The 17,474-nt window shown below is 52.5% G+C and carries 9 protein-coding genes and 1 pseudogene; 4 read left to right on the top strand and 6 right to left on the bottom strand.

Features of this window, described 5'->3' with window-relative positions:
* Positions 1-283: 283 nt before the first annotated feature.
* Entirely contained in the window at positions 284-1,162 is an 879-nt protein-coding gene (gene yghU, locus GFR01_RS10580; RefSeq protein WP_099182432.1) for a glutathione-dependent disulfide-bond oxidoreductase, read from the top strand.
* Between the two features lie 245 nt (positions 1,163-1,407).
* Here yghU and GFR01_RS10575 read toward each other — a convergent pair whose 3' ends face one another.
* Both GFR01_RS10575 and GFR01_RS10570 read right to left on the bottom strand, forming a co-directional pair.
* On the bottom strand, positions 1,408-8,928 hold the full coding sequence (locus tag GFR01_RS10575) for a GH36-type glycosyl hydrolase domain-containing protein (RefSeq protein ID WP_244902252.1): 7,521 nt from the start codon (positions 8,926-8,928) through the stop codon (positions 1,408-1,410).
* A gap of 1,316 nt (positions 8,929-10,244) precedes the next feature.
* Positions 10,245-10,868: pseudogene (locus GFR01_RS10570) on the bottom strand (transposase); the annotation flags it as partial.
* Between the two features lie 142 nt (positions 10,869-11,010).
* On the opposite strand from GFR01_RS10570, the gene GFR01_RS10565 reads away from it, so the two are divergent.
* On the top strand, positions 11,011-11,442 hold the full coding sequence (locus tag GFR01_RS10565; RefSeq protein ID WP_099182430.1) for an IS110 family transposase: 432 nt from the start codon (positions 11,011-11,013) through the stop codon (positions 11,440-11,442).
* Between the two features lie 2 nt (positions 11,443-11,444).
* Entirely contained in the window at positions 11,445-11,774 is a 330-nt protein-coding gene (locus tag GFR01_RS10560) for a transposase (protein WP_167384239.1), read from the top strand.
* A gap of 280 nt (positions 11,775-12,054) precedes the next feature.
* Here GFR01_RS10560 and GFR01_RS10555 read toward each other — a convergent pair whose 3' ends face one another.
* Both GFR01_RS10555 and GFR01_RS10550 read right to left on the bottom strand, forming a co-directional pair.
* A complete protein-coding gene (locus tag GFR01_RS10555) occupies positions 12,055-13,380 on the bottom strand; it encodes an NAD(P)/FAD-dependent oxidoreductase (RefSeq protein ID WP_099182428.1) in 1,326 nt (441 codons plus the stop codon).
* Positions 13,381-13,508: 128 nt separating this feature from the next.
* Positions 13,509-13,862, bottom strand: coding sequence for a cupin domain-containing protein (locus tag GFR01_RS10550; RefSeq protein ID WP_099182427.1), 354 nt, complete (start codon positions 13,860-13,862; stop codon positions 13,509-13,511).
* Positions 13,863-14,079: 217 nt separating this feature from the next.
* On the opposite strand from GFR01_RS10550, the gene GFR01_RS10545 reads away from it, so the two are divergent.
* Positions 14,080-14,745 (top strand): haloacid dehalogenase type II, encoded by a 666-nt coding sequence (locus GFR01_RS10545; protein ID WP_099182426.1) that lies wholly within the window; start codon positions 14,080-14,082, stop codon positions 14,743-14,745.
* 51 nt (positions 14,746-14,796) lie between these two features.
* On the opposite strand, the gene GFR01_RS10540 is transcribed toward GFR01_RS10545, so the two are convergent.
* Positions 14,797-16,071 carry an NAD(P)/FAD-dependent oxidoreductase gene (locus GFR01_RS10540; RefSeq protein WP_099182425.1) on the bottom strand — a complete coding sequence of 425 codons (1,275 nt, stop codon included), beginning with the start codon at positions 16,069-16,071 and terminating at the stop codon, positions 14,797-14,799.
* 13 nt (positions 16,072-16,084) lie between these two features.
* On the bottom strand, positions 16,085-17,440 hold the full coding sequence (locus GFR01_RS10535; RefSeq protein WP_099182424.1) for an MFS transporter: 1,356 nt from the start codon (positions 17,438-17,440) through the stop codon (positions 16,085-16,087).
* Between the last annotated feature and the right edge of the window lie 34 nt (positions 17,441-17,474).

Here is a 17,474-nt window from a genome sequence, read left to right as displayed (position 1 = left end):
TCCTCGGGACGATCAACCTTTCATTGTTGATGATCGTTATACGATCGGTAAATTGCTTGCATAGGCTTGGCTGGACCGGGCAGCATGGTGATAAAACGTAGATGGGCCCGTTTGAACATTGTCTTAATCTGGCGCGTCTCATGAATGTGATGAACCTGTGTCTGGCGGCTGACTAAATGCATGCAATCATGACCGGACATATGTCCAAGGTAATCATGGATCAAGACGCGCGCCGAGCCATGCACCCGACCAGTTTCTCCCCAGTGTCAAAAGGAACAGCGTCATGAGCGGACCCTCCGATTATAAACCTCCCAAAGTCTGGACATGGACGGCACCAAGTGGCGGTAAATTCGCCAGTACGAACCGCCCGACTGCCGGGGCCACCCATGAGCAGACACTGCCAGTTGGACGGCACCCCCTTCAGCTCTATTCCCTTGGCACACCCAATGGCGTCAAAGTCACGATCCTGCTTGAGGAACTGCTTGCCGCCGGTCATACACAGGCCGAATACGACGCTTGGCTTATTCGCATTGGCGAAGGGGATCAGTTCGGCTCCGGCTTTACGGAGATCAATCCGAATTCCAAGATTCCAGCCCTGGTCGATCACAGCGGCGATCAGCCTCTGGCCGTTTTTGAGTCCGGGTCAATCCTGCTGTATCTGGCTGAAAAATTTGGTGCCTTCATCCCCAAGGATATCGCTCATCGGACGGCATGCCTGAACTGGCTATTCTGGCAGGTAGGTAGTGCACCTTATATTGGTGGCGGTTTTGGACACTTCTATGCTTACGCGCCAGAGAAAATCGAATACGCGATTAATCGTTTTGCCATGGAAGCCAAGCGCCAGCTGGATGTGCTTGATCGGCGTCTCGCGGAAAGCCCCTTCATAGCTGGCGAAGAGTATACAATTGCCGATATCGCCGTTTTTCCGTGGTATGGTGGCCTGGTAGAGGGTTGGCTCTACAATGATGCGGCCACGTTCCTGAGCGTTCAGGACTATCCCCATCTCAGGGCATGGGCAGACAGACTTCTGGAACGACCAGCCGTTCAGCGTGGCCGTATGGTCAACCGGACATCCGGAGACCTCTCAAGCCAGCTTCATGAACGTCACGACGCTTCTGATTTCGAAATGAAGACGCAGGATCGTCTTGTCGATAAGACATAGATCATCGACGTGCGGTTCTCCTCCTGCATCTCCCAAACCGGACACGCCGCTTTCCTCAAGGCGGTCGTGTGACCGAATGAAATTCAGACTTTTCGGATGTAATGAACAAGACAGATGTTTGAGGAGAAACGCTCCCATCACTGAATCGGAACACGTTTAGTGAAATCGAATGGTATTAATGTATTATAAATACGATTTTAGAACTCCATATACTTTTCGGAGAGGAGTTAGTTTACGGTAAGACATCAGTCCGATGAAGAGGAAGCTCTCTGTCTCTTAAGAAATATGTTCATACTATGCGTAAGACCGTCGTCTTCCAGGTGGATCGGTTGTCTGAGTTCAACCTGCTTTCCATCGACCATTATAAAGAGATTTCCTTCGCAGACGTGGTCAGGATTTTCTATCTGAATATGATATTCCGATGTTTTCCACCTCAGCCGCACTTCATAGGATGGCCATTCTGAAGGGATGCACGGCTTGAGTGACAACATATTCCCTTCGATGTGGACACCTAGCAACGTCTCAACTCCAACGCGTTGCATCCATCCTGCCGATCCTGTGTACCAAGACCATCCGCCACGCCCGACATGCGGACTGGAGGAATAAACGTCCGCGACGACGACATAGGGTTCGACCTTGTAGCGGTCTGCTGCCTCCTGATCCCGGGAGTGATGAATGGGATTGAGCGTTGAAAACATGTCATGCGCCGCATCGCCCTCCCCAAGAAGAGCAGTTGCCATAACTGTCCATAGAGCTGCATGGGTATATTGACCGCCATTTTCCCGAATACCTGGCGGGTAGCCTCGAATATAGCCCGGGTCGGGCTCTGACGTATCAAAAGGCGGCGTCAAAACCATGATGATCTCCCGGTTCAGGTCAACAAGCTGTTCCTGAACGGCCTGCATGGCCTGCTTTGCCCGTTCAGCAGATCCGGCTCCTGAAATCACGGCCCAGGACTGAGCTATGGCATCAATGCGGCCCTCACTGTTTGCATTACTACCCAGAGGGCTGCCGTCATCAAAATAGGCACGCCGATACCAGGCCCCATCCCAGGCTGCGTCCAGCGCGGCTTCAAGTTCCTTCATGATCCGTGTCCACTTCACGACGTGATCAGTATCCTGTCGAGCCTGAGCGAGTGGGAGGAAGGCCGACAAGGTGGCGTGAACGAACCAGCCCAGCCAGACACTTTCCCCGCGGCCTGCTTCGCCGACACGGTTCATTCCGTCATTCCAGTCACCGGTTCCCATGAGCGGAAGACCATGAATTCCTCTTTGCAAACTGTGATCGAGAGCCAGGACACAGTGAGAATAGAGAGACGCCATCTCGTCTGTTATTGCGGGCTGAAGGAAGCGTTCGTGCTCTCCCTCAGCCAAAACCGGCGCCTCAAGGAGCGGAATTTCCTCATCCAGAACGGTTATGTCGCCACTGACGCGAACGTAATGCGCGACTGTATAGGCAAGCCAGGCGCAATCATCAGAAATCCTTGTGCGAACACCGTTGCCTTTCTGAGGGAGCCACCAGTGTTGAACGTCCCCCTCTGGAAACTGTCGGGAAGCCGCCCGAAGAAGGTGCTCCCGCACCAGTTGAGGAGCGGCCAGAACGAGCGACATTCCGTCTTGCAACTGATCTCGAAAGCCATAAGCACCGCTGGCCTGATAAAAGCCTGCCCGTGCCCAGATGCGACTGGAAAGGGACTGATACAGCAGCCAGCCATTCAGCATGAGATCCATGGCGCGATCAGGCGTATGGACCTGAACGACCCCCGTTATCGTGTCCCATCTGCGATGCACCTCCTCCAGAACCGTATCCAGATCTGCGCTTCTATACCGGCGAACAATCTGACGGGCATGGTCTGAGTTTTGACCCTGGCCTAGCAGAAAGACAATTTCGGTGCTTTCTCCCGGTTCAAGGGTAACTACAGTCTGCAAGGCTGCACATGGATCAATTCCTGCTCCGACGATGCCTTCAAGGGGCCCCCCCTGAACAATGGCTTTAGGGGCGGAAAGAGTGCCATTTCGACCAAGGAATGTGCCTCTGTCATCCGTGCTCGAAGTTTGCTGACCGGCCAGATCCACAAACGCTACCCGGTCACCAAACGTCTCGCCCCATTTGTTCCTGACGAACAGAGCGCCACTGTCAGCATCCTGTTCTGTAAAAATAAAGGGTGCGGTCGTGTTGCGAGACTGCCCCAATACCCATTCCGTGTAGGTTGTAACTCTCAAAGTCCGTGTCCGAGAGGACGTGTTGGTCAGTTTCAGTCTGGAAATTTTTACCGGATCTTCAAGCGGAACATATTGGAGAAGTGTCGTCGCAATATTGTTCGCATGGCGATCAAACTGACTGTATCCACGCCCATGTCGGCAAACATAAACTGCATTGTCATCAGAGCAAATGGCAGCCACAGGCGACCAGAACTGTCGGCTTTCCTCATCACATAAATAAAAAGCTTCACCAGTTGGGTTAATGACCGGATCATTAGACCAAGGCGTCAGCTGGTTTTCCTTGCTGTTCTCAGACCATGTGTAACTGCTGCCTTCTGCGGAGACCTGAAAACCAAAATGAGGACTGGAAATAACATTGATCCAAGGGGCAGGGGTACGCACTTTCCCACGGATGATGACGGCATATTCCTTCCCTTCGGCTGTAAAGCCTCCATATCCATTTGGCAGCTCAAGCTCAGGTGCTCGGAGAGTTTCCTGCGGCCCACGATAAACCCGGCATGGACGGATGGGGAACTGCACGACTTTCGCGGGTTGCCTCATTTCCATCTGGGTCAGCTGATGTTGCAGGTTTCCTCCCTTACCCGTCAGCACGACATAAGCCACGGAGAACAGAAGGTCCCTGACCGTGTCTGACATGAGCGATCCGCGCAGAAGACGAACAGTGCCTGCTTTTCCGGCGGAACGAACAAGAGCTTCCAGAGCATGTTGCAGATCCTGCGCGTAAGACGCCGGATGGTCATTCAAAATGACGAGATCAAAAGCCAAACCTTTATAATTTAAGTATTCGTGTGCCGTGAGAACGCTTCGGGCAAGGTCGAAATCCTCGTTCTCAGTGATGATCAATAGCAGGATTGGCAAATCGCCAGAAACGCCTTGTCCCCAGAGATCTGACTGTTTACCCGCGCCGCGTTTGATACGGGAAGCAGAGGAGCGCATGGTGGCGCCGGGAAACAGCAGATATCCGGCCAGTTTCTGAAACAGGTCTGCCTGTAGGGGCTGGATATCGAGATGGCGTAAATGAACCTGAGCATGCGTCCAGGCCAGGGTCAGGGCACGATCAAGATCCGCATCATTCCGGTGACGCTCGATACTCTGGATCAGTTTTTCGCGCGTTGATGCAACAATTGTCCAGAATGACACATGCCGAGTGGAGCGTGAGGGAATTGTCAGCTTACACCGGGCAGAGAAAACGGGATCAAGCACGGTCCCGGTGGAGCCGGAGAGAGGACCTGCCTCCATGGCTGCAATAGGCTCTCGTAAATCCCTCCCACGGCCGATAAATCTCGCCCGATCAGTTTCGATGGAGAGATCATCGCCACCAACGATCAGGTGCGCTGCCCAGATCTCCGCATCAGACGGATTTCTTTTCCGTCTTGTAGCAATGATTGCTCTGGATGAAGAAAGATACTCTGTCTGAACAAACATCTTGGCGAAGGCAGGATGGCTGATATCCATACCAGGCGGGCACAACGCAAGTTCCATGTAGGACATGAGGCTGACCTCAGCGGTTGAGGTGCTGACGTTTCGGACGGAAATACGACGAAGTTCTGCATCGTCTTCCGCTGACACCAGAACTTCCATCGTTGTCGTGAACTTATTGTCCTGACGCGTGAAGGTTGCACGATCTTCCCGGAATTCGACGTCGTAGCTTTCAGCCTTGGATCCAGATGGCTGAAAACCTGCGGTCCAGAAGTGACTGTTTCCTGCCGTCTGAAGGTAAATGTAGGTCCCCCAGTTATCGAGCGTAGAGTCCTGCCTCCACCTCGTCACAGCCTGATCGCCCCACTTGCTGTATCCGGATCCAGCGACCGTCAGCATCACGCTGTATCGTCCATTTGAAAGGAGATGAGTAACAGGGGCATTCGTGTCCGCTGTATGCAGATGACGGCCGCCAGACTGCACCTGTACAGTCAACGCTGCAGGGGCAAACTCTTCTTCCTTCAGGGGGGTCGTAATAGCGCCGCCTGTTGGCGCACGCTCCTGCAGAAGCAGTTCCGCTGCTCCTATAATAGGCTCCGCATGAAAGCGGGTTCGCATAAGTCCTTTCAGCACCGTGTCAGCTATTGCGAGAATGGACATGCCCTGATGGTGGGCCATGTACGAATGAATGATTGCGACGGTCTGGTTCGATTGCAGACGCACTTTTGTGTAGTCCAGGGCTTCATAAAATCCATAATTTCCCTGGGCTCCCGCAGCCTGCAAGGCCCGGAAGTTTTCCGTGGCCAGCCGCGCATCAACCATTGCAGCCAAGGCAGTGGCATAGGGTGCAATAACCAGATTTTGCGCCAGTCCTCTTTTCATCCCCAATCCAGGGACGCCAAAATCGGAATACTGATAATTATACTCCAGATCGCGGGCGTTATAGGCTGATTCCGAAATGCCCCAGGGCACACCGCAGAACTGGCCATATTCAATCTGGCGACGGACAATCTGCCGGCTGGTCTCTTCTAAAAGACTATCGAATGGCGCGGCCATGATCAGGGAGGGCATGAGATATTCAAACATTGACCCCGACCAGGAAACCAAAGCTTCTCCATGGGCGACCGAGGCAAGGGGTCTTCCCAGACGAAACCATTCCCAGGCAGGAATGTCGCCCTTTGCGATCGCAAAAAAGACAGCGAGCCGAGCTTCTGACGCCAAAAGGTCGTAACAGTTGTCGTCCAGAGTACCTTCATTCACGGCAAACCCAATGGAAAGTAATTTCCGGTCGGATTTTCTGAGAAAACCAAACTCCATTTCCAGAGCCGTGGTCCTTGCGATTTGTGCAATTTTACGAAGCTCGTCATGCAGTAAAGGATTGTCGTCGAGATCCCTTCGTTCACTCTGTATGCAATTCTGCGCAGCATGCAGCCAGAAAAGAAGGTTCTCAGCCCCGGTCGCGGTCGTCCCTTTTCCAGCATTTCCGGCCATGGCACGTCTTTGCAGGAGATGCGCCAGCTCTTCTGCCTGACTCACCAGCATCTGTACTCTGTAGGCAAGTGTGATCTGACTGGCATGGCCATCCTTCATGTCCTGAAGAAGGGCTTCAATAAGTTGCTGGAGTTCAGCGGATCGGAAGATGCCATTTCCTGAGGCTGCTTCTTCAAGCGCCAGGTTCAAGGTATCTCGCAAACCTTCGCGCCAGGTGTCGGATTTTCGTCCTTTCTGAACCCATTCCTCGCAGGCACCCGCCAAAGTAATCAGATGACCAGCCAGATTGCCACTATCCACTGTGGACACATAAATGGGTGGAAGAGGGGAAAGATCAGTCGTGCTGTACCAGTTGTAAAAATGGCCTCTGAAGCGTGGAAGCTGCAGCATTGTCCCGAGGGTAGAACTCAGACGGGACGTCGCGTCCGCTACGCCGATCCATCCAAAGTCACATGCGGCGACAACGGACAGAAGGTAAAGTCCCATGTTGGTGGGGGACGTTCTGTGCGCAACAAGAGGGGTAGGCGTTTCCTGAAAATTATCTGGCGGCAGCATATGATCGGCGGCGGAGACGAATGTCTCAAAATATCGCCACGTCCGCCGTGCCTGCATTCGCATAAAAACGGTTTCCGCGTCCGTCGCCTCAAGTCTGCGGGCAGAGGCACGATACTGACTGGCCTTCCATGCAATCGCCGGTGACAGGCACCACGCTATTGCAAACGGAAGAATGATGATCCAGACCGAGGGCCCGGCCACAAACATAACGCCCACTGCCAAAAGGCCAGTCAGGACCGCTCCGCTCATCTGCCGGAAATAACCCTGCATCTGCTCACGAGGAGCTTCTGTAGCCTGAGCGGCCGTAACCCATTGAAGAAGATGCTTCCGAGTAACGAAGACCCGCCCCAATGTTCGGATAATCGCGTCCCCCATAAGGCACGCCTGGTCAGCGAGAAACGCAAAGCAAAGAGCCGTGGTCAGCACCGTACGTTTAAGGTCGACTGTCAAAAGAGAAAAATAACTGCGAAATGTTTCTCCTCTTCTGCGCCTGATAATATCAACCAGGAGAGGCAACGCTGCAGGGATGGCGATTGTTGAGACAATGCAGAGGCTCCAGACCGCTGCGTTATGAAGTCCAAGAAACCAGCCTACGAACAGGGCGCCAATAGCCATCGGGGCCGAAAGACTGCGGCGTAGATTATCTAGCATCTTCCAGCGCGCGATGCCTGTAAGGGGGCGCGTTTTTATTCCAATGGTCGGAAAGTGACCCATCCATGAGAATATCCATGGAAGAAGCTGCCAATCTCCGCGAACCCAGCGGTTGAGCCGCGTTACAGAGACCAGATAGTCAGTGGGATATTCTTCAATGACCTCAATGTCGGTCACCAAGCCAGCGCGCGCAAATACGCCTTCGAAGAGATCATGGCTGAGAAGTGTCCCATCCGGAACTCTGCCAGCTAGGGCCGCTTCAAAAGTGTCAATCTCGTAAATGCCTTTGCCCGCAAAAGACCCTTCTGCGAACATGTCCTGATACAGGTCTGATACAGCAGCCGTGTAGGGCTCTATTCCATTGGGGCTTGAAAATACTCTCTGGAAAAGAGTGCTTTGTCGCGCTTCGGGCAATGAAGGCGTAACGCGAGGCTGAAGAACCGCGTATCCTTCCGTGACGCGTCCTTCCTTTGGATCGAAGCGGGCATTATTAAGGGGATGGGCAATCTTCCCGACGAGACGCCTGACAACCTCATGTGGCAGGCGCGTATCGGAATCCACGGTCACGATATACCGTACGTCTTGGGGGATGCGCTGATCGGAGAGGTTCAGAAAACTGGTATTGGTTGCGCCACGAAGAAGACGGTTCAGTTCGTGTAATTTACCACGTTTACGTTCCCATCCGATCCATTTTCCTTCGCTTATGCTCCAAAGACGCTTGCGATGGAGAAGAAGGAATCTTGTACCGGCAGAGCCGGCGCCATATGTCCGATTCAGGCGTGCGATTTCTCGGGTGGCTACATCAAGAAGATCCTGATCATCTTTCCGGCTTTCTGTGGGAGAGTCCGTCCAGTCTGTGAGGAGAGCGAAGTAGATCTCGCCGTCCCGGCTGGAAAGGTAATGTTTTTCTAGACGTTTTACCATTTCCACAATGGATGATCGTCTTGTCAGGAGGGTAGGGACGACAACCATGGTCCTGAGAGGTGCTGTGACGCCCTCTCGGAGTTCAAGCGCTGGAAGTTCTGATACTCGGACAGCCCACATCAGAAAGCGATTTATCCCGGCAACCACTGCATCAGTTGCCGGGATAAATCCCAGAATAATCAGCGCAAAAACTACACGATCTGACAGATTGCCATTCATGAGGGATAGAAAGGCTGTCAGAACCAAGAGAGTTAGCAAAGTTACCGCCAGGCTGTACCCGGTTATGCCAAGCCGACGGCAGCCCTGACCAATTTGTACACGCAGAGGCGCGTGAAATTTTAACTCTGCTTCAAGCCATGGACGCCCTTCCGCCAAGAGGTAATAGCCGGGGTCTGATCGGCGCAGATCAGAACTTGTTTTAGCCCGCTCTATTGCAGCGAGAGATGCGACCTTCTGGGCGATTTCACACTCTGTATAGGCGGATCCTTTCGCAAGTGTCTCCACCGCTTTGCTATATAAATTGCGGGTGGCGGGGTCCATTTCTGAGAAGCCATTATGACTATAAAATATTTGGCTTACAGAACTTATTTCTTCAACAATATTATTCCAATCTAAAGTTGTTATTAACCTAATGCTTGTGATGATATTTTTTATAGTAGCGTTTAATGAACTTTGCTCCTGTAGATCCTTATGAATAACCTGATCAAAATCTGTCCCTTTCTCCTGTAATATTCCTTCTATCCACAAAAGTGCCGGATCTTTTTGTGGATCACGACCTTTCATGCGATGCGAGAATTGTACCAAAAATGCTAAGTCTAATGTTTCAGTATTAACTTTAGATAGTATTTCAAGCATTTTTTTATTACTATAGTTATTATTAATAGTTAAAGTATTTGCAAGACTATCAGCCTGTTTTTGTTTCTGCAGATTTTGGCAAATTTTGTCGGCAACTCTACGGAGATTCTCAATCAGAACAAGTTTGATCTGACAGGGAATGGCCCATAGTTCTCGGATCAGGAGAGGGCTACTTTTCTGATAGACACTTAAAAATTGGCATATTGTTTTCGGCTCGATGTGGCTGTCTGTATGGGCAACGAGAGCCCAAGCAATTTCAAATACCCTTGGTAAACCTGAAAAGCAGCCGTCGGAAAGTTCAGGTAGTTCCTTGTAATATCTTGAAGAGAGATCAAATTTAATAGTCTGTATCTGGGCGTTCATCAGATAATAATTGTCGATCAGCCAGCTTCCAGCTGGCGTAATCTGTTCTCCTCTCTCAGAAGCTTGAGATAAAAGAATGTTTGATTCCAGAAGAACCTGCGCATTCTCATTTAGTCGCGTAAGCAATTTATTATTGTGTGTGGCAAAAAGAGTATTTTTATGAGTTTCGGCCAAGGGCTGAGCATGTTCTAACAGCCGATCTTCATTGAAAAGATCAGAGCGAATAATATCTCCCTCATGAAATTGAAACGAATGGGCAGCAACTCTGCTGAAAAAACTGACCATCTCAGGGTTCCTTTAGTTGGAAGATATCTGCAATCCGGTAGATTTATATAGAATAATATTTATATATACCGAGTATAGATATGATATTATCTATTTTAAGAATTGTTATTTCTGTAAACTAGAATTTTTCAGAAATAACTTGTTAATGGCATAACGTATAATCGGATGCTTAGTTAGCATTTTAAAGATATTTCAAAAAAATAAATTATGCTCACATCTCCTTGAGTAAAGTAACAAAGACATTTAGTTAATTTGGGTGTGGGATGCTGTGCTATTTTAGTATGGGTGGGCGGAGTTCTTAGAGCTTTTTGGGAAATTCATGGGTGAGCATTTCTGCGTAGCAGAAGGCTTCCCATAGTGATGTAGATTATGGCTTCTGCGACGTTGATCCGCTGCTCGTAGTCCCTTCCAAGGCGACGCCACCGGATCATCCAGCCGAATGTCCTTTTAACCACTTATCGACGTGGAAGAGCTTCGAACCCTTCTACCGTGTCTGACCGCCGGATGATTTCGAGTGTGAAGTCGAGAAAGGTAGCCTTCTTCATCAAACGAAAGCGATAATAGTCCCCATTACGAACAGATGTTTTACCCGTGGTCAGCGTTTACGCATGGCATCCAGGATCATCTGACCGCCTGCGCTGTCTGAAATATTGGCAGGAGTGGGCCTGATCAGAAGCAGTCGGCAATCCGTATCAACCATGATATGGCCTCTGCGACCGACAATCCTCTTGTCTGCGTCATAACCACGTATCTTAGCATGCGGCGCCTTGATGCTTTGGCTGTCGATAACAACGCCTCAGAGCCTGGCCTCACTCACCTCCAACTGTCTCCCGATCCCGCATTAGACAGAAATCATGAATGGTCTGAAACAGAAAACGGCGCATTAGCTTTCGGAACCACCAGTAAACCGTCTGCTATGGACCGAAGTGAACCAGCAGCATCTCCCCTGTCTGCTAGTGATGTGCGAGGAGGCCCGGCGGAAGGGCGCCCGTTCCCCCCGAAGGGTCTGGAACCCGTTTGGGAGCATGGGTTCCTTCCACCTTCGCTCGACCCTAAACAGTTTCTTGGGACTATGGATCCCGCATGACATGGACAGGCACCCTCACCATGCGACACCTCATTGTCGGCTGCGATCTTTCGCGCGCCTTCCTCGATCTCTGCGATCTGCCGTCCGACCGGCTGCAGCGTCTTCCCAACACTCGTGACGCCATCGCCAACTGGGCCGAAACGCTCACGTCCGAAACTCTCACCGTCTTCGAAGCCTCCAGCGGCTGCGACAACACCCTCATCGCCGCCCTGACCGAATGCGCGCATCCCTTATCGAGTATCAATCCGCGTCAGGCTCGTGAGTTCGCCCGTGCCACCGGCGTCTTGGACAAGACCGACCGCGTGGATGCCCGCGTCCTGGCACAGATGGGCGCAGCCCTCGACTACCGTATCAAGGCCCTGCTCGCCAAGGACCGGACGCGTTCGGAGGAGGCCGCCTTGATGAGCGCCGTCCCCGGATCGGTCTGACCGTGTTTGCCATTCTGCTAGGTGAACTGCCCGAACTCGGCACGTTATGCCGCCGAAAGATCGTGTCTCTTGCGGGTCTGGCACCTCACGCACGCGAAAGCGGCACATGGAAGGGCGGGCGGCGCATATGGGGCGGTCGCCGCAAGGTTCGAGAGGCCCTCTATATCGCAGTCTTGTTCGCGTCCCGCCGCGTGCCCGCGCTCATCGCCATGCGCGATAGGATGGGCGCCAAAGGCAAGGCGCCGAAAACCATTCTCATCGCCGTCGTACGCCAGCTTCTCGTCATCCTCAACGCCATGATGCAGAAACGTCAGCCTTTGCAACTCACCTGATCAACACAGTTGCCCCGCGCAGCCGGAACGGACAAGATAACGCAGCGCATTGATGATTTCACGGAAATCCGTTGTCCGCAGACTGATCTGAGCTGCCACGCACGATGTCGAGGTCAAAACCCAGAGCCTTCAGCTTGTTTTGTCCGCGTTATTGCCTGTCAGATTGTGGGGTAGTCGTCCCGGCGTCCGGGGCGCTAACTGGTTCGATGACGATCTCAGAACCGTTAAGAATGAGAGATTTCATCCGCGGGAGTGTTTCCCGCCATTCTCCCACTCCGGGTTAAAAATCCGACACTTTGCCCCAGGCAGATTTTCTAAAGCGAGAAAGCTTGTACTGCTCAACCTCAGTAATTGGCGCCCGCCCTAACAGGATGTCAGCGACAAGATGCCCCGCACCTGGTCCAATGCCAAAACCATGTCCAGAAAAGCCGGCTGCAATGAAAAGACCAGGAACGCCACTTTCCGGATCAATAACAGGAACACCATCTGGGGTACTATCAATGTATCCTGCCCATTCAGCCTGAACAGTCACGTTTTTCAGGGCAGGAAGGAGCGCTTGGGCGTTTTGAAGGGTCTTATGAATTGTTCCAGCATCTGGTCGAGGATCGAGAATACGGGTTTTTTCCATGGGTGTCGGCCGATCCAGTTTCCACTTGGAGTTGGTGTCAAAACCATAACGCCATCCTTGGAAGTCACCGGGCGCAAGCTGACGCCACCTCCGTGCGAACATTGGAAGAAACTCCAGGGAACTTTTCAGAATTCCGGGGGTAGGATCTACACGACCATTGCCCGAAATAGCGAGCGTGTAACCGCCGTCACCGCGTCTTGTGACAGAGGCATCCTCCGTATGGAGAGCCTCTGGAAGGCCAGATGCGCCTGGTTTGACGGAAAGAATTGACGAACGGACGGCCGCCTGAGGAAGGCTAACCCCGACCTGATTAAGAAAAGACCGCGCCCATACGCCCCCCGCCATGACAACCTGTGATGTACGAATGGTTCCACGTTCCGTTATAATGCCGCAGATAGCGCCCCCGGAGAGCTCGACGCCGCGGGCAGCGCAGTTTTGAATGACGTGACCACCGTGTTTGAGGACGCCTTTGGCAATCACGGGTGCTGCAATGGATGGATCGGCGATACCATCGGTTGGGGACCATACGCCACCGAGCCATTTGCGGTGGGTGGCGTTTCCTCGCTGTGCGGCTTCGGTCGCGTTGAGCATTCGGGTGTCAACGCCTTCGCCTCGAGCGAATTTCCCCCACCGTGCCCATCCGTCCAGTTCAGTCTGATTGTTTGTCAGATACAATAACCCGCAACGGCGGAAGCCAAGACTTTCACCAATATCGGCTGTCATATCCTCCCACAAAGAGAGACTTCGGGTGGAAAGAGGCAATTCACGTGCATCGCGGTTTTGTTGACGGCACCACCCCCAGTTTCTGCTGGACTGCTCAGCGCCGACCATGCCTTTCTCAAGGAGAACGACCTTTATTCCAGCCCTGGCCAGCCAGTAGGCTGTTGAAACCCCCACGATTCCAGCGCCTACGACAACGACATCCGCTTGTGCTGGAACGCTGGATTCCGTCTGAATCAGGTGCAGTGGGGCAGGCATGAAAGTCTCCGTGCTGTGTACTGAGGAGTGTAGGGGCAGTCTGCGGGATATTGCCGCTGCAAACGACGTTATAAATGGTAGAATATTGCGAATTTCAGCTCTGGTTCAGCAGCTTCCAAAGGGTGTTGTTATTCCACAAAGACATAGATTTTTTTCACCGTCTCGATCGTCTCCCAGGTTCCAACAAAACCGGGTTTCATGATGAAGCTGTCTCCGGTTTTGAAGAGATGGGATTCTCCATCGTTTTCCGTGATTCTGACAAGGCCTTCAAGGATATGACAGAATTCGAAGGCTTCTCCTTTGATGGATTTGGTTGTTCCGGGAGTAGCTTCCCAAATGCCGGTACGAACATTTCCGCTACGCGACGTATCTAACGCCCATGTTTTGAAAGCTGGATTGCCTGAGATGAGACGTTCTGGGGCTGAAACAGATTCGCGAGGTGTGAAGTCTGGGTTCGTCTGAATAGGGAGAATCAGGCTCATGGGGCTATCTCACGTAGTGAAAATTTCAGACCTAATGTGCCGCGTTCTGCGCCGGTTCTGATCCCGATTTTCAGGTATGCATAGCACAGCGTGCTGCATCCTCGTTTGAATATGAAATTTCCTGCGCCGAACGATAAAAACCTGATAACGCCTGTTGGCCTGAAGACGGCATCATAACGATTATGCCAGACAGTAATGGCCTCACAAGGAATCGTGTATGACCTTCCGTCCCAAGTTCATTACCTTTGACTGCTACGGCACGCTGACATTTTTCGATATGGCAGGTGCAGCCCGCAGAATTTACGGAGAAGCACTATCTGAACAGGCGATGCAACTCTTCATCAAGAATTTTGCCGCTTACCGGCTTGATGAGGTGCTGAGTGCATGGAAACCTTATGCGGAAGTCGTGCACAACGCTCTGGAGCGCACTTGTAAGAAAAATGGCGTGACGTTCCGTGAAGAGGACGCATTGCAAATTTACAATGAGGTTCCTACCTGGGGGCCTCATCCTGATGTGCCTGCGGGGCTTGCAAAAGTCGCCAGGGAAATTCCACTGGTTATTCTTTCCAACGCCATGAACAGCCAGATCATGTCAAATGTCGAGAAACTGGGCGCACCATTTTACAAGGTCATTACGGCTGAGGAAACGGGCACTTACAAACCTCAGATGAACGGCTTTGAATACATGCTGGATGTGCTGGGCTGCGGGCCGGAAGACATTACGCACGTATCGTCGTCTTTCCGCTATGACCTTATGACCGCTTATGATTTGGGTATCCGATCAAAAGTCTGGGTTAATCGCGGTCATGAACCGGCGAACCCCTTTTACGAATACGAAGAAATCAAGGATATCAGCGGACTTCCAGGCGTATTTGGTCTTTAAAGATAAGAAGCCAGCAGGAGGGTCGCTCTCCTGCTGGCAGCTCTGGAAAAGTCAGAGATATCTGTCCTTGGCACGATAATAAGCCCCCACGACAGGCATGAAATGCGTAGCAAGTCCGTAAGCGGGGATAGGCTGCCATGAACGGTTCCACACAGGAATATCAACCTGTTCCCCGGCTAATCTTCGGCCTAGGAGCTGCCCAAGATGCACGGACATCTGAACACCATGTCCGCTCAAACCCATGGCATAGGTGACGCCATGCCACTCTCCGGCATGCGGTAGGCGGTCCACGCTCATGTCCACGTTACCGCCCCAGCAATAGTCGATTTCGATGCTTTCAAGCTCGGGATAGATTTCAGTCAGCGCGGCATGAAGGATCTGCCCTGACTGAATGTCCGACTTCTCGCTGGACTGGGAGAAATTGGCTCGTCCGCCGAAGATCAAACGTCGGTCTGCGGTTGTGCGAAAGTAATTATGGATGTTGCGGGTCGTGACGACATTGCGGCGTCCGGGAAGAATGCGGGCGAACAAGTCTTCAGGCATGGGTGCCGTAGCGACAATAAAACTCCCAACCGGCATGATGCGGCGGCGGAACCAGTTCGGTGCTTTCCGGCTCGTTCCGGTGGCCAGCAGAACATTTTGTGCCTGAATAACGCCAGCGGAACATGCAACTTCAAACATATTGCCCGCACGGCGAAGAGCCGTCATGGGCGTATTTTCAAAGATTTTCGCCCCTGCGGACATGGCTTTGGCTGCAAGAGCACTTCCAAATTTTCCCACATGCATCTGGGCGCTTTTCCGATACAGCATGCCGCCTTCGAATGTTGTCGAGCCACCAATTTCTGCAGCAACCGCCTCTCGGTCCAGCAGATTAGTTTCCGGGTCAACATGCTGCTTTACTGCTTCCTGATCTGCACGCAGACCTGCAAGATGCTTTTCAGTCCAGGCGACTTTCAGCTTTCCGCATCGCCGGAAGTCACAGTCGATGCCTTCGGTCGTAACGATTTCTTCGACCGTATCCACAGCGTCATCGAAAAACCGGTAGAGTGTAACGGCCTGTTCCAAGCCATATTTCCCTGCCATGGTCTGAAAATTTCCTGCCGTCCCGTTGTTGACGTGTCCGCCATTTCGGCCGGAGGCGTGGCATGCAATCTGGTCTGCTTCCAGGACGACAACATTCTTTCCAGCTTTGGCCAATGTTCGGGCCGCTGAAAGGCCAGTGAAGCCAGCGCCTACAACCACGACATCCGCGCGCGCCGGGAACTCAGACAAAGCAGTACCTGATACAGGTGAAATGCTGTCCAGCCAGTAGGGAACAAGTTTCATAAAATGATCTCCGTCAGGATGCACAGATGGAAGAAGGGGAGGGTTCGGAGAGAGAAGGAGGTTCCCCCAAAGACGTATTTTTTGTCTCTGGAGCCCAGATCCAGCTGATCAGCAGGCCTGTCAGCATAAAGCCGGCGGCTATGAGCATCATGGGTTGCATTCCAAAATGTGTGTATCCCAAAGGAAGCAGAAAGGTTCCCAGTGCTGCGCCTAATCTGCTGAAGGAGCAGGCCATACCGACTGCACTGGCCCGGATAGCAGTTGGAAACAACTCGTTGGGATAGACAAACTGCAGACCGCTTCCAGCTGCCTCGGACACGGAATAAAGAATGAATCCGGAAAAAATCATCCAGTTGGCAGGGACAGGTGATATTCCAAGGAGCAGAAGGCCCAGCATACTGATTGCGAAAGTGCCGATCAGCAGGAGGCGCCGCCCCATCAGATTGATCAGTCCCAGTGTGACGGGCAGGATACCCAAAATGGTCAGTCCCGTAATGCAGAGCGACCCAAGCAGCGCGTTTTGTACGTGATACTGATGCAGGAGCTGAGCCTGAAGGGTATGGATGGCAAACCCCGGAGCACTTTGCAGGATCCAGAACGCACTGACGAATACAAGTGCTCCCCTATACGGGGATCGAATGATCTGAAGCAGGGAGAGGTGTCCCTGACTTTCTGCACTGGGAAGACTGTCAGCCTTCAGGTGCTCGCGTACAACGTTTCTCGCATCTTCGGTTCGTCCCTGCTGAACCAGCCAACGGGGAGATTCCGGTAATCCCAGGCGCAGGCAGAAGAGCACACTTGACGGAATGGCGCTGGAGACCAGCATGATCCGCCAGGAGATGTCCGGGAAAAAGGAAAGCCCATAGCCCACGGCATAGCTCGCGGTATATCCTACCCACCACGCGAGAATTAATCCCGAAAGGACAGGGCCGCGGAGTTTGCGCGGCATGAACTCTGCGACGTAAGACGTCGCAATCGGATAATCCGCGCCCACAGCCACACCGAGCAGGAAGCGGAGGCTCACTAATAGCAGGAGACCGGAACATGCTCCCTGCAACAGGGATAAGATCACAAATGCCGCAATATTTAGCGTAAAGAGCGGTCGTCGTCCCAGCCGATCCGAGACCGCACCACCCAGCATGCCGCCCGCCAGAACGCCCAGAAGAGCCGCCGCGCCGACTAGGCCCGTTTCCGCGCCATTGAGATGAAGTTCCCGTACGATGGACGGGAGAGCAATACCGATGATCCCGAGAATATAACCGTCACAAAACGGCCCGCCCGCAGAAATCAGCGCGAGTTTCGAATGAAACCTGTTGGGAGGCAGATCGTCCAGGGCGACAGGAGCAGAGGAGGAAACGTCAGGTGTCATGATGGGTCAATCTTCTGCTTCCTCCCATGTCTCG

It is taken from the genome of Gluconobacter frateurii (genome assembly GCF_002723955.1).
Classification (GTDB): Bacteria; Pseudomonadota; Alphaproteobacteria; order Acetobacterales; family Acetobacteraceae; genus Gluconobacter; species Gluconobacter frateurii.
Note: the sequence above shows the minus strand (reverse complement) of the source record. Positions and strands in the feature narration are given on the sequence as shown.